Annotated in this window: 11 protein-coding genes and 1 pseudogene; 9 read left to right on the top strand and 3 right to left on the bottom strand. The window is 69.8% G+C overall.

Translation table 11 applies throughout. From position 1 onward, the window contains the following. Positions 1-84 precede the first annotated feature (84 nt). Positions 85-909 (top strand): ParA family protein, encoded by an 825-nt coding sequence (locus QJS31_RS32030; RefSeq protein ID WP_282779362.1) that lies wholly within the window; start codon positions 85-87, stop codon positions 907-909. Here the strand turns inward: QJS31_RS32030 and QJS31_RS32025 are convergent. Further along, positions 891-2,087, bottom strand: a complete 1,197-nt coding sequence (locus QJS31_RS32025; protein WP_306358481.1) for an MFS transporter — start codon at positions 2,085-2,087, stop codon at positions 891-893. The two genes, QJS31_RS32030 and QJS31_RS32025, sit on opposite strands and share 19 nt — an antisense overlap. Positions 2,088-2,181: 94 nt before the next feature. Between QJS31_RS32025 and QJS31_RS32020 the strand changes: the two genes are divergently transcribed. Then, a complete protein-coding gene (locus QJS31_RS32020) occupies positions 2,182-3,579 on the top strand; it encodes a PLP-dependent aminotransferase family protein (protein ID WP_282779364.1) in 1,398 nt (465 codons plus the stop codon). 77 nt (positions 3,580-3,656) lie between these two features. Here QJS31_RS32020 and QJS31_RS32015 read toward each other — a convergent pair whose 3' ends face one another. Together QJS31_RS32015 and QJS31_RS32010 are read right to left on the bottom strand one after the other, a co-directional pair. Beyond that, positions 3,657-4,358 carry a hypothetical protein gene (locus QJS31_RS32015; protein ID WP_282779365.1) on the bottom strand — a complete coding sequence of 234 codons (702 nt, stop codon included), beginning with the start codon at positions 4,356-4,358 and terminating at the stop codon, positions 3,657-3,659. A 25-nt stretch (positions 4,359-4,383) separates the two neighbouring features. Continuing rightward, entirely contained in the window at positions 4,384-5,448 is a 1,065-nt protein-coding gene (locus QJS31_RS32010; RefSeq protein WP_306358480.1) for a YeiH family protein, read from the bottom strand. A 188-nt stretch (positions 5,449-5,636) separates the two neighbouring features. On the opposite strand from QJS31_RS32010, the gene QJS31_RS32005 reads away from it, so the two are divergent. The 7 genes and pseudogenes from QJS31_RS32005 (at position 5,637) to fdxA (ending at position 12,797) form a co-directional block, all read left to right on the top strand. After that, a complete protein-coding gene (locus QJS31_RS32005; protein WP_306358479.1) occupies positions 5,637-6,455 on the top strand; it encodes a GntR family transcriptional regulator in 819 nt (272 codons plus the stop codon). A 1-nt stretch (position 6,456) separates the two neighbouring features. After that, positions 6,457-9,128: pseudogene (locus QJS31_RS32000) on the top strand (fumarate reductase/succinate dehydrogenase flavoprotein subunit). After that, on the top strand, positions 9,128-9,355 hold the full coding sequence (locus QJS31_RS31995) for a ferredoxin family protein (protein ID WP_029927417.1): 228 nt from the start codon (positions 9,128-9,130) through the stop codon (positions 9,353-9,355). The pseudogene QJS31_RS32000 and the gene QJS31_RS31995 overlap by 1 nt, the downstream one beginning before the upstream one ends. 19 nt (positions 9,356-9,374) lie before the next feature. Next, complete coding sequence (locus QJS31_RS31990; protein WP_306358478.1) at positions 9,375-10,802, top strand: ABC transporter substrate-binding protein; 1,428 nt, start codon at positions 9,375-9,377, stop codon at positions 10,800-10,802. An 11-nt stretch (positions 10,803-10,813) separates the two neighbouring features. After that, positions 10,814-11,674: an ABC transporter permease gene (locus QJS31_RS31985; protein ID WP_306358477.1), complete on the top strand. Its 861-nt coding sequence runs from the start codon at positions 10,814-10,816 to the stop codon at positions 11,672-11,674. Then, positions 11,671-12,465 (top strand): ABC transporter ATP-binding protein, encoded by a 795-nt coding sequence (locus tag QJS31_RS31980; RefSeq protein ID WP_306358476.1) that lies wholly within the window; start codon positions 11,671-11,673, stop codon positions 12,463-12,465. The genes QJS31_RS31985 and QJS31_RS31980 overlap by 4 nt, the downstream gene beginning before the upstream one ends. Beyond that, positions 12,462-12,797, top strand: coding sequence for a ferredoxin (gene fdxA, locus QJS31_RS31975; RefSeq protein ID WP_306358475.1), 336 nt, complete (start codon positions 12,462-12,464; stop codon positions 12,795-12,797). The genes QJS31_RS31980 and fdxA overlap by 4 nt, the downstream gene beginning before the upstream one ends. Positions 12,798-12,841: the final 44 nt, after the last annotated feature.

The following is a 12,841-nucleotide window of genomic DNA, read 5'->3' as shown; positions in this document are numbered from 1 at the left end:
GCCAGCAAACACCCGGTATCTCAGTGATCCGCCTTGCAGTCGATGCAAATCCGGCGCGACCTCGGGTAAGGGTGGGTGCGGATCATGACCACGGTCAACGCGTTCGAGCCCTCGGTGAAGAACGAGCTACCGCGCACCGAGGCCCACGTCATCGCCCTGTGCAATCAGAAGGGCGGCGTCGGCAAGACCACCTCCACCATCAATCTCGGTGCCGCGCTCGCCGAAACCGGTCTACGCGTCCTGCTGGTGGACCTCGATCCGCAGGGAGCGCTGTCCGCGGGTCTGGGGGTGCCACCCCACGACCTGAACGTGACGATCTACGACCTGCTCGGCAAGTCGGCGCCGCCGGTCGAGGAGGTCGTGATGCCGACCCGGGTCGACAACATGCATCTGCTGCCCAGCAATATCGACCTGTCCGCGGCGGAAATCCAACTGGTCAACGAGGTTGGTCGGGAACAGTCGCTGCGACGGGTGCTGGACCCGGTCCGGGACCGCTACGACTACATCCTCGTCGACTGCCAGCCTTCCCTGAGCCTGCTCACCGTCAACGCGCTGGCCTGCGCCGACGGGGTGATCATTCCGATGGAGTGCGAGTTCTTCTCGCTGCGCGGCCTGGCCCTGCTGACCGACACCATGGAGAAGGTGCGCGAGCGGCTGAATCCGAAGCTCACCCTCTCGGGCATCGTGGTCACCATGTTCGACGGGCGGCTGCTGCACTCGCGGCAGGTCATGGCCCGGGTGGGTGAGGTCTTCGGCGACCGCGTCTACGACACCGTCATCTCCCGCACGGTCCGGTTCCCCGACGCCACCATCGCCGGGGAACCCATCACCACCTGGGCACCCCGCTCTTCGGGGGCCGATCAGTATCGGGCCCTGGCCCGCGAGGTGATTCAGCGCACGAGTTCGTGACTCACTCGGCGCGGGCGCGCCACCAGCAGTGCGCCCAGCGCCAGCGCCGAGCCCAGCCACAGCACGCTACCCACCCCGAGGCCGTTCACGGCCAGACCGCCGATCAGCGCGCCGAGCGCGATGGACAGGTTGAAGGCCGAGACGTACATCGACGACGCGGCCTCCGGATCCCGCGGCGCGGTGTCGAGAATCCAGGTCTGGAAGGTGACCGGCACCGCGCCGTAGCCCAGGCCCCAGATGACGAGGGTGACGGCCGCCGTCACGACGGTGTGGTCGACGGCCAGCAGGGTCAGCATGCCCGCGGCCAGCAGGATCGCCAGTCCGACGACGGTGTGCCGCAGGTATTTCGCGATGAGCGCCCCGGCGATGAAGTTGCCGCAGATGCCCGCGACGCCGAAGACCAGCAGCAGCGCGCCGATCACGCCGTCATCCACGCCGTGGGACAGCAGCACCGGGCGGACGAAGGTGTAGGCCAGGAAATGTCCGGTGACGACCAGGAAGGTCAGCGCGATTCCGGCCCGGACACCCGCGTTGGTGGTGAACACCCGGGGCAGATCGCCGAATACCAGGGTGCGCCGCGCGGGCACCTTCGGCATCAGCAGCACGAGGCAGACCAGGGAGATCAGGCCCAGCACGCCGACCGCGGCGAAGGCGATCCGCCAGCCGCTCAGGTCGCCGAGCAGGGTGCCGGTGGGAACACCCAGGACCGAGGCGGTCTCGACCCCGCCGAAGATGACCGCCGTGGCCCGCGTGACATGGTGCGGCGGCACCAGGCGCAGTGCGATGCCGCCCGCCAACGCCCAGAAGCCGCCGACGCTGACGCCGATGAGCACCCGCGCGAGCAGGATCAGCGTGAAGTCGGTGGCGAAGGCGGACGCCAGGTTCGCCGCACCGACCAGGCCGACCAGGACGGCGAGCACGACGCGCCGGTCGATCCGGCCGGTGGCGAGGGTGACCAGCGGCGCGGAGACGGCGGCGACCAGGCCGGGGACGGTGACCATCAGGCCCGCGACGCCCGCAGAGATACGCAGGTCGGCGGCGACCGGTGTGAGCAGGCCGACCGGGAGCAGTTCGGAGGTCATGAGGGCGAAGATGCCCAGGGTGACGGCCGAGACGGCCAGCCATCCGCGCACCGCCGACGGAGTGTCGGCGGTGGCGGTGGTCGCGAGGAGAGACATGGCGGCACAGTTCCTTTCGGTGGAACACGGTGACGGATGGACGGCCGTGCATTCACCGTAGGAGTGGCAATGACCCGGAGTAGGGTGCAATCCTGTGCCAGATTCATGGGTCAATCGCGAGGCGGGCGCCGATCTGCATCTGGAGCTCAGCGGCCGGGGTAGTCGCCGCGCCCAGGTGATGGAGGCGCTGCGGGAGGCCGTCCGCTCGGGACGTCTGGCCCCGGGCACCCGGCTGCCGCCCTACCGCGGCCTCGCCCGCGATCTCGGGATCGCCCGCAATACCGTGGCCGACGCGTATGCCGAACTGGTGGCGGAGGGCTGGCTCACGGCGCGGGTGGGGTCGGGCACCCGGGTGGCCGAGCGCGCCGTACCTCGCGAACCCGAGCAGCCGCACCGGATCTCGCCGCCGCGGCGCCGCCTCGGTCACGACCTGCTGCCGAGTTCGCCCGATGCGGCGGCGTTCCCGCGCACGGCCTGGCTCGCCTCCGCCCGGCGCGCGCTGGCGGCCGCGCCGAACGACGCCTTCGGCGTGGGGGATCCGCGAGGTCGCCCCGAACTACGGGAGGCGCTGGTGGAGTATCTCGCGCGGGCCCGCGGGGTGCGGGCCGACAGCCACCGGGTGATCGTCTGTTCGGGCTTCGCGGAGGGGCTGCGGCTGCTCGGTGCGATCCTGCCCGGACCGGTGGCCGTGGAGTCCTACGGTCTGGGATTCCACCGGGAGATCCTGCACGAGTGCGGATTGCGCACGATTCCGCTGCCGGTCGACGCCCACGGTGCCCGGATCGCCGAACTTCCCGACACCGGGGCCACTGCGGCGCTGCTCACCCCCGCGCACCAGTTTCCGACCGGCGGCCCGCTGCATCCGGAACGTCGTGCGGCCGTGGTCGATTGGGCTCGCTCCCACGGGGCGCTACTGCTCGAGGACGACTACGACGGCGAATTCCGCTACGACCGGGACCCGGTCGGCGCGGTCCAAGGCCTCGACCCCGACCGGGTGGTGTATTTCGGCTCCACCAGCAAGAGCCTCTCCCCCGCATTGCGCCTGGGCTGGCTGGTCGTGCCCGCCCGGCTGGTCGACGCCGTGCTCGCCGCCAAGGGGCCGCGGGAACTGTCCACCGGTGTCATCGATCAGCTCACCCTCGCCGATTTCCTGACCTCCGGCCGCTACGACAGCCACCTGCGCCGCATGCGCGCCGTCTACCGTCGTCGCCGAGACCTGTTGACCCGCATCCTCGCCGAGCGCTTCCCGCACATTCGGGTCGGCGGCATCGCGGCGGGTATGCACGCCGTCCTCGAACTGCCGGACGGCACGGAGGAGGCCACGCTGCGCGCGGCCCACCGCCTCGGCCTGGCACTCGACGGGTTCCGGTCCTACCGCCACCCCGACAGCACCATGCCACCACGCGACGGCCTCGTGATCGGCTACGGCACCCCGCCCGAGCACGCCTATGCCGCCGCGCTCGACGCGCTGTGCCGGGCCCTGCCGACGTGAGCTGCCCAGAGCCGCGTGAGCTACACGAAGCCGCATGAACTATACGAAGCCGTCTGCGTGACACCGAGCCGCGCGGGCTACTTCGTGGTCGTTCCGGCGCAGCGCGATCGGTAGTCGGTCAGATCGAGCACCTCGGCGAAACGGCCACAGCGCGGCTCGCTCGCGGCCAAGCGGACCGCCGCGGCCAACAGGTCCATCCCGTGCGCGGCCAGCAGTTCCATTCCGGCCGAATCCTCGGATCGCAGGTCGATCAGATCCCGGAAGAAGCGTCCGACGACGCCCACCGCGCCGGTGCCGGGCAGCGGCACACCGGTTCGAATCTCGTTGGGGCGCAAACCCGTCCGCTCCAGGATCGGCTCGAGGGGCACCTGCGCGACAATGCGGTCCCAGCAGTCGTCCACGCAGACGGTGTAGGGCCGTCCGGTATCGAGCAGGTACATCTCGCCCGGATGCGGTCCGGGTACCCGCTCCCCCTGCTCGAGCCAGCCCGGCGCACCGCCGCACTGGATGACGGCGAACAGCATCGGCTCCTCGGACAGCGCCACCAGGCGGCGGGTGCGACGAGCCACCTGGGCACTGGCCCGGACACGGGACAGGGTGAGATCGCCGAACTGGGCCGCGTCCACGCGCCCGTGGAAATCCCCCAGGTGTACCGGCGAGACGGACATGGGCACATAGGCGGCGCTCACCGCCCCTTCCCACGCCTCGAACGCCTGTGCCGCGGATACCCCCGCCGAGGTCCTCACATCGATCACGCCGCGACCGGTCGAGTCAACCACGCTTCCATTGTGGCAGCCGCGGCGCTCATAACCAGCCGGTTGCCCACTGCAATATCAGACAACTGACCGACAGCACCACGGCGAGAATGCCGCCGAAGAGCAGTGGCCTGCCGCCACCAATGCGAATGTGACTCCAGCTCAACGATGTTCCGATCGCGGCCAGCGCCGCCGCGATGAGCCAGGCGCTGACCGACCCGAGGGCCGCCGCCCATACGGTCGGAATCAGGCCGGTGCTCGCGAGCACCGAGGCCACGACGAACAGCGCCACGAACACCGGCACCGCCCGCCAGGGCGCTGCGGCCCGCTCCGACCGCCGGACGGTCAGGTGCACACCGAGACACAGCGGCACGATCAGCAGGCTGCGCACCATCTTCACGGTGACCGCGAACTGCGCGGCGGCCGGGCCGAAGATCACCCCCGCCGCCACCACCGAGGAGGTGTCGTTGATGGCGGTGCCCGCCCAGAGCCCGAAGGACTGCTCCGACAGCCCGAGCGCGCTGCCCAGCGGCGGAAAGACCAGTACCGCGGCGATATTGAAGACGAAGATGGTGCCGAGGGCGTAGGCCAGGCGCTCCCGCTCCGGACGCAGCACCGCGGCCACGGCGGCGATGGCGGACGCGCCGCAGATGGCGGTGCCCGCCGCCACCAGAATGGCCGAGTCCCGCTCCAGTGCGAGCATTCGCCCGATCAGGACGGCGGTGACCGCACACACCAGGAGGGTGCCGAGCAGCACCGCCGAGGTGCGGTGGCCGACGGCGAGCAATGCCGGCAGCGGCAGGCCGAGGCCGAGCAGGACGATGGCGAGGGCCAGCAGGCGCTGTCGGGCGATGCGTAGGCCGGGGGCGAGGACTCCCGCCTCCTCGACGGAGCGTCGCCACACCGCCCCGAACAGCGCTCCCGCGCCGAGGGCGAGAATCGGTGCGCCGACGGCGGGCAGTGCGTGACCGAGCAGGGTGGCGATGGTGGCCAGCGCCAGCGCCAGCGCGAGACCGGGCAGGGATTTGCGAATGGTGAGCACGCGATCACCCTGGCGCGGCCCGAAATAGGGCGGTAGCCACTGAAATTCGACGAGCTCATAAGCGGGACTCATGAGCTGCCGGCACTTCGCCCACCGAATCCCGTCGAAACTGTCCGCTGCCGCGTAGTCAACTGGTAATACTCACCGGCGCGCAATCGTTTTCGCAGGTGAGGGCGTTTTCTTGGAAACCGTAACTGGCGTAACGAGCCGGTAATTACTCGAAACGCCGCATGTAACCAGCCGTTTCCACCATGTGCTGCATGACAGGCAAGACGTATTCCGGACAGCCGGATCGCGGCGGTGTGGTGAATTCCACGACCGGCCGCCGTTCGGCTCCCGCACGCCGCATTCGAGATATCCTGCGGGCCCGTATTCGCAGCGGCGTGTACGGAAATCGCCCGCTGCCGTCGGAGACTCAACTGGCGGCGGATTTCGCCACCAGTCGCAATATCGTGCGCGACGCCCTCGCACTGCTGCGCGACGAGGGGATGGTCGATCGGGTGCCGGGGGCGGGCACCTTCGTGGTGGCCGACAAGGCCGTCCAGGGGCTGGACCGGCTGCGCGGGCTGGCGGAGACCTTCGACACCGGCAGTGACCGGGTGCTCAACACGGTGCTGCTGGCCAAGGTGGTGCCCGCGACCCCGATGGTGGCCGAACGCCTCGAACTGGAACCGGCGACACCGGTGGTCGCGCTGGAACGGCTGCGCTGCCTCGACGGCGTGCCGCTGTCCCTGGACGCCAGCTATCTCACCGCCGACGTCGGTGCTCCGCTGTTGGAGCTCGATCTCACCGGCTGCGATGTCTTCCGGCTGTTGGAGGCCGAACTCGGGCTGCCGCTGGGCTCGGCCGCCATCTCTATCGAAGCCGTCGCGGCCGATCCGACCGTGGCCGGACTGCTGGCGGTGCGGCCCGGATCGCCGCTGCTGTTGATGGAGCGGCTCACCTACACCGATTCCGGCCGACCCATCGACCTCGAATACGTCCGCTACCGCGGCGACCGCTTCTCGCTGTCGGGCCGTCTGCATCGCGCACCCGTCACACCGAATCGCGGTGTGACCGAACCGCTGGAAAGGATCTGAGATGGCCGCGAATATCCCGCCGGTGACCCACCGGCAGGAACTGACCTGCGACGTACTGGTGATCGGCGGCGGCACGGCGGGCACCATGGCCGCACTCACCGCCGCCCGCCGCGGCGCGAACGTGCTGCTGTTGGAGAAGGCGCACGTCCGCCACTCCGGTGCGCTGGCCATGGGGATGGACGGCGTCAACAACGCCGTGGTGCCGGGCAAGGCCAGTCCGGAGGACTACGTCGCCGATATCACCATCGCCAATGACGGCATCGTCAACCAGCGCACCGTGTATCGGACCGCCACCCGCGGTTTCGAGATGGTGCAGCGGCTGGAGGGCTACGGCGTCAAATTCGAGAAGGACGAGCACGGCGAGTACGCGGTGCGCAAGGTGCACCGCTCCGGCAGTTACGTGCTGCCGATGCCGGAGGGGCGCGATGTCAAGAAGGTGCTCTACCGCACGCTGCGCGCCCGCGACGTGCGCGCCAAGGTCACCATCAGCAACCGGGTGATGCCGGTGCGGGTGCTCACCGTGGGCGGGCGCGCGGTGGGCGCGGTCGGGTTCGATACCAGGACAGGGGAATTCGTCACGGTGTCGGCGGGCGCGGTGATCCTGGCGGCCGGGGCCTGTGGGCGGCTGGGGCTGCCCGCGAGCGGTTACCTGTACGGCACCTACGAGAACCCCACCAATGCGGGCGACGGCTACGCCATGGCCTACCACGCGGGCGCGGAACTCTCCGGCATCGAGTGTTTCCAGATCAATCCGCTCATCAAGGACTACAACGGCCCGGCCTGCGCGTACGTCGCCAATCCGTTCGGCGGCTACCAGGTCAATGCCGAGGGCAATCGCTTCGTGGACTGCGACTACTGGTCCGGGCAGATGATGGCCGAGGTCAAACGCGAACTCGACAGCGCGCGGGGGCCGATCTACCTCAAGCTCAGCCATCTGCCCGATGCCACCATCCGCCAGATCGAGGGCATTCTGCACACCACCGAACGGCCCACCCGCGGCACCTTCCACGCCGGCCGCGGCACCGACTACCGCACCCGCGACATCGAGATGCACATCTCCGAGATCGGTTTGTGCAGTGGGCATTCCGCGTCCGGAGTCTGGGTGGACGAGTACGCGGCCACCACGGTGCCCGGCCTCTACGCCGCCGGGGACATGGCACTGGTGCCGCACAACTACATGATCGGGGCCTTCGTCTACGGCGATATCGCCGGTGAGAGCGCCAGCGACTACGCGGCCGGGGCCGCGCATCCGGCGCTGCCGGAGGATCAGATCGAGGCGGCGCACGCCCTCATCTACCGCCCGCTGAGCAATCCGGACGGGCCGCCGCAGCAGCAGGTCGAATACAAGCTGCGCCGCTTCGTCAACGACTATCTGCAACCGCCGAAATCGCAGCGCTACCTGACCCTCGGGCTCGAGGCGTTCGAGCGCATGCGCACCGATATCGACCGGATGGGCGCGCGTACCCCGCACGAACTCATGCGCTGCGCGGAGGTGACCTTCATCCGGGACTGCGCCGAGATGGCGGCGCGGGCGTCGCTGCGCCGGACCGAGAGCCGCTGGGGTCTGTACCACCAGCGCGCCGATACTCCGGAACGCGATGATGCCGCATGGTTCTGCCACCTGAACCTCTTCCGCGACGACACCGGCGCGATGGCCTTCCGCACCCGGCCGGTGGCTCCCTACATCGTGCCGGTGCCCGGCTTCGTCCGCCCCGACGGCGTCGCCGATGTGGCGGCCCCTGTGCTCGCCGGTGCCTGGAGCGGCCGATGAGCGCGCGGCTGCTGGCACTCGTGGAGCTGGCCGAGGAGTGTCCGGAGCTGTCCGAACTGCGCCCCTACCTGGACGATTCGGATCCCGAGGTGCGGCGGACCGCGCTGTCGGTGCTGAGCGAGACCACCGAGGAGTGGGCAGACTCCGCGCCGATCATCGCGCGCGGCCTCACCGATCCGGACGGTTCCGTGCGGCGCACCGCCATCGGGCTGCTCACCGAACTCGTCGAAGTGCTGGTTCCCGGAACGGAATTCGACGCGGCGCTGCGGGAGGCCGTCGCGGCCGCCGACGCGGAGGTGCGCGCCGCCGCCATCGAGGCGCTGTGGCGGCATCGGCGCACCGATGCTCACGAACTGTTCGGATGGTTCATCGACGCCGACCCGGCGGTACGGCTGGCCGTGATCGGCGGGCTCACCTCGGTGGACGCACTGGAACACCTGCACGCGGCCGCCGCCGACGCGGTCGCGCTGGTGCGCATCGGCGTCGCCAAAGGTATTGCGGCGGTCAGCGATCCGCGTGGTTCGGCCACCCTGGTCACCCTGGCCGCCGATCCCGACCCGCTGGTGCGGGCCGCCGCGCTGACCGGCTTGGCCCACACCGGCTGCGGTGACGAGGCGGCGGCGCTCGCGGTCGCCGCGCTCACCGATCCGGCCTGGCAGGTCCGCCAGGGCGCGGCCGTCGCGCTGGCGGTGGCCGACCCCGATATCGCCGCGCCCGCACTGGTGGCCGCGGTGACCGATCCCAATCTCGACGTGCGCAAGGCGGCCGTGCGCGGTCTCGCCGAACGCATCGCCGCCCACTCGGAGGTCGTCGCCGCCCTCCGCACTGCCCTGGAGGACCCGGACGCCGATGTCCGCGCCTTCGCCCGCATCGGCATCGCCAACTCCGGAAAGGAACTCTGATGGCTCAGGCATCCACCCGCCTCGACGTCCCCGTCTCGATCGACGAGGCGAAATGCATCGACGGCTGCACCCTCTGCGTCGACATGTGTCCGCTCGATTCGCTCGCCATCCACCCCGACACCGGCAAGGCGTACATGCACGTCGACGAATGCTGGTACTGCGGTCCCTGCGCGGCCCGCTGTCCGGTGGACGCGGTGACCGTCGACATCCCGTACCTGTTGCGCTGAGTCCGGCGGGAGCACAACGATGATGAGGACACCACGCACCCGTTTCGCCGCCCTGCTACTCGGGGCGGTCAGCCTGGCGACCGCGCTCGCCGCCTGTGGATCCGACGCGGATCCCGATACCGTCGCCGTGAACATCGGCTATCAGTCCAAGACCATCAACACCGTCACCGCCGGTACCCTGCTGCGCGAATTGGGGTTGTTGGAAAGCAAACTCGCCGAGATCGGGGCGAGCAACGGCAAGACCTACGAGGTCAGCTGGCACGACTTCGCCTCCGGTCCGCCGCTGACGGCCGAGATGATCGCGGGCAAGGTCCACATCGGGTCGATGGGTGACTATCCGCTGTCGGTCAATGGCGCGAAGACCGCGAAGCTGCCCGATGTGGCGACCCGGTGGGTCAGCACCACGGGCTACAACCTGCGCGGCTCGCTCAATCAGGTGGTGGTGCCGCTGTCGTCGACCGCCGAGGACATCGAGGATCTGCGCGGGCAGGTGGTGTCCACCAGCCTCGGATCCACCGCGCACGGCAATTTCGTGAGCGCACTCGCCGCGGCGGGCATGTCCACGGAAGATGTGCGACTGCTCGGCCAGGATCCGCCGGTGGGTGTGACCGCGTTGGAGACCGCGCAGGTCGCCGCGCTGGCCCAGTTCGTGCCGTTCCCGCAGCGGGTGATCTTCGCCGGACAGGGACGGCTGCTGCACGACGGGAACACCGGGGTGCCCACCTTTCACGGGGTGGTCGCCAACGAGCGCTACACCAGCGCGAATCCCGAAGTGCTGACCGCGTTTCTGGAGGCGCAGCGGGAGGCCACCGAGTACCTCTACGACAATCCGCTGGAAGCCGCCGTCCGGGTCGCCGACGCCACCGGGCTGCCGCCGGAGGTCGTCTACCACTACAACGGACCCAACGGCGTGGTCACCTTCGATCTCACCATCAAGCCGGAGCTGATCGCCGCGGTCGAGACCGGGCTGCCGTTCCTGAAGGAACTCGGCGCGCTCGAGGACCTCGACCTGGCGTCGTTCGTCGACACCGGTGCGCTCGAGCAGCTCTATGGCGGTGAATACGAGAGCGCCACCGCCTCGCTCGCCAATCCCGCCGCCATCACCGGCACCGACGCGGTGTGCGGGCTGCCGGTGGACGATCCGGCGACCGCCTCGGAGGCGTGGCCTGCCGATGCCGACCGCACCAGCGTGGCCGCCACCCCCACCTGTCTGCTGCGCCTGGTCGCGGCCGGTGGCGAATTCCGGGCCCTCTACGTGCCCGACGCCAGGTCCGGCACCCGCATCTTCGGGCAGTACGCCAGCTGGGTGCTCGATCCGGCGGCCGCACCCGAACAGCGGCTGCTGCCGTTCGGCGCGATCGGCGACGCCCGCGCCTACGCCGCCGCACACCCCGGCACCACGGTGCTCGATTACCAGGCCGCGCTGGCCGCGACCGCCTCCGATTGACGGGAGTTGCTATGACCACCACCGATGCCCGGGTACGGGCAGCGACCGACACCACCACCGAACCGGCAGCCCCCGCACGTGAGCGGGCCGTCGGACAGCGGCTGCGCCCCGCCCGGCACCTGCTGCCGGTGCTGCCCGTCCTGGGCGCGGTGCTGGCCTGGCATGTGGTGACCGAGATGGACCTGGTCGCCTGGCTGCGCTTCGACAAACTGCCCGGCCCGCTGGATGTGGCCGCCTCGCTGCGGCTGCAACTGGAGAGCGGGGTGTTCTACGAGCACATGGTGGCCAGCCTGCGCCGCATCCTCAGCGGCTTCGCCATCGCCGCCGTGCTGGGAGTGGCCGCGGGCATGGCCATCGGGCGCTCCCGGATCACCGCCGCACTGCTGCGGCCACTGCTCGAGGTGGCCCGGCCCATTCCGGCGATCGCCCTGGTGCCCATCGCGATTCTGCTGTTCCCGACCAGTGAGCAGGGCATCGTCTTCATCACCTGTTTCGCGGCGTTCTTCCCGGTGACCGTCTCCACCATCCACGCCATGAAGGCGCTGCCGCAGGTGTGGACCGATGCCGCCCGCACTCTCGGCGCGAATCGGTGGCAGGTGCTGTTCCATGTGGTGCTGCCCGGTGCCATGCCCGCCATCTTCTCCGGACTGTCGGTGGGCATGGGGGTGGCGTGGATCTGCGTCATCAGCGCCGAGATGATCTCCGGGCAGTTCGGGGTCGGGTACTGGACGTGGATGTCGTACTCGCTGCTCGACTACGCGGGGGTGGTGACCGGGATGCTGACCATCGGCGCGCTCGGTTACGGCACCGCCTGGGTGATCGAACGGGTGGGGCGACGGGTGAACCACTGGCTGCCCGGGGAGGCGCGATGAGCACGGCGGTCCGTGCCGGAGCTCCGGTCCGGCTGCGCGAGCTGCGCATCGATTACGCCGACGGGCCTGCCGCACAGGTGGATCTGGATATCGCCGCGGGCGAAATCGTCATGTTGCTCGGGCCGTCCGGGTGCGGAAAATCCACCATTCTGCGGGCCTTGGCCGGACTGCTGCCGGTGGCGGCGGGCAGTGCGGAGGTCGACGGCTCGCCGATCGGGGACGGCGGGCGCTGCGCCATGGTGTTCCAGGAGGACGCGCTGCTGCCCTGGCGCAGTGCGCGCCGCAATGTGGAATTCGCGCTGGCGCTGCGCGGGGTGCCGCGCGGGCAGCGGCGGGCGCGGGCCCTGGAGCTGCTGAATCAGGTTGGGTTGCAGGACTTCACCGACCATCTGCCGGGTCGGTTGTCGGGCGGTATGCGCCAGCGCGTGCAGTTGGCCCGCACATTGGCCGCGCAGCCGAGTGTGCTGCTGATGGACGAGCCGTTCGGGGCGTTGGACGCGCAGACCCGCGCCGAGATGCAGCGACTGCTGGTCGAGGTGTGGGAACGCCACCATACGACCGTTCTGTTCGTCACTCACGATGTGGATGAGGCGCTGTTGCTGGCCGACCGGATCGTCCTGCTCAGCCCGCGTCCGGCCACCATTCTGCGGATCGTCGAACTCGACGAACCCCGCGCCCCCGGCGCGCAGTTCCAGCCGGAATTCGCGCGCCGCCGTTACGAAATCCTCGCCGCGCTGGGCGAAACCGGAGAGCCGGGCGCGGACGAACTCGAGACCAGGAGTGCATCATGACCTTCGTCATCGGCGCGGCGTGCGTCGACATCATGGACCGGGCGTGCGTGGAGGAATGCCCGGTGGACTGCATCTACACCGGCGGTCGGATGGCCTACATCCATCCCACGGAATGCGTGGATTGCGGTGCGTGCGAACCGGTGTGCCCGGTGGAGGCGATCTATGCCGAGGGCGATCTGCCCGCGGCGCAGCGGCCGTTCGTCGCGGCCAACGCGCGGTTCTTCGACGAGCCGCTGCCGGGCCGGGAGACGGCGCTCGGATCGCCCGGTGGGGCGGCCGGACTCGGGGAACTCGGCGTGGATACGCCCTTCGTCCTGGAGTTCCAGCCATGAACGCGGCGAATCGTCCACTGCGCGTGGGGATTGTCGGCGCGGGT

Source organism: Nocardia sp. CC213A, assembly GCF_030766805.1.
GTDB classification, from domain to species: domain Bacteria; phylum Actinomycetota; class Actinomycetes; order Mycobacteriales; family Mycobacteriaceae; genus Nocardia; species Nocardia otitidiscaviarum.
The sequence above is the reverse complement of the archived record's forward strand: the minus strand, read 5'-3'. Positions and strand labels throughout refer to the sequence as shown.

Bases quoted from the DNA above. Each gene is read 5' to 3' on its own strand.
- QJS31_RS32030 (WP_282779362.1), top strand. From the start codon at position 85: ATGACCACGGTCAACGCGTTCGAGCCCTCGGTGAAGAACGAGCTACCG.
- QJS31_RS32025 (WP_306358481.1), bottom strand. From the start codon at position 2,087: ATGTCTCTCCTCGCGACCACCGCCACCGCCGACACTCCGTCGGCGGTG.
- QJS31_RS32010 (WP_306358480.1), bottom strand. From the start codon at position 5,448: ATGAGTCCCGCTTATGAGCTCGTCGAATTTCAGTGGCTACCGCCCTAT.
- QJS31_RS32005 (WP_306358479.1), top strand. From the start codon at position 5,637: ATGACAGGCAAGACGTATTCCGGACAGCCGGATCGCGGCGGTGTGGTG.
- QJS31_RS31995 (WP_029927417.1), top strand. From the start codon at position 9,128: ATGGCTCAGGCATCCACCCGCCTCGACGTCCCCGTCTCGATCGACGAG.
- QJS31_RS31990 (WP_306358478.1), top strand. From the start codon at position 9,375: ATGATGAGGACACCACGCACCCGTTTCGCCGCCCTGCTACTCGGGGCG.
- QJS31_RS31985 (WP_306358477.1), top strand. From the start codon at position 10,814: ATGACCACCACCGATGCCCGGGTACGGGCAGCGACCGACACCACCACC.
- QJS31_RS31980 (WP_306358476.1), top strand. From the start codon at position 11,671: ATGAGCACGGCGGTCCGTGCCGGAGCTCCGGTCCGGCTGCGCGAGCTG.
- fdxA (WP_306358475.1), top strand. From the start codon at position 12,462: ATGACCTTCGTCATCGGCGCGGCGTGCGTCGACATCATGGACCGGGCG.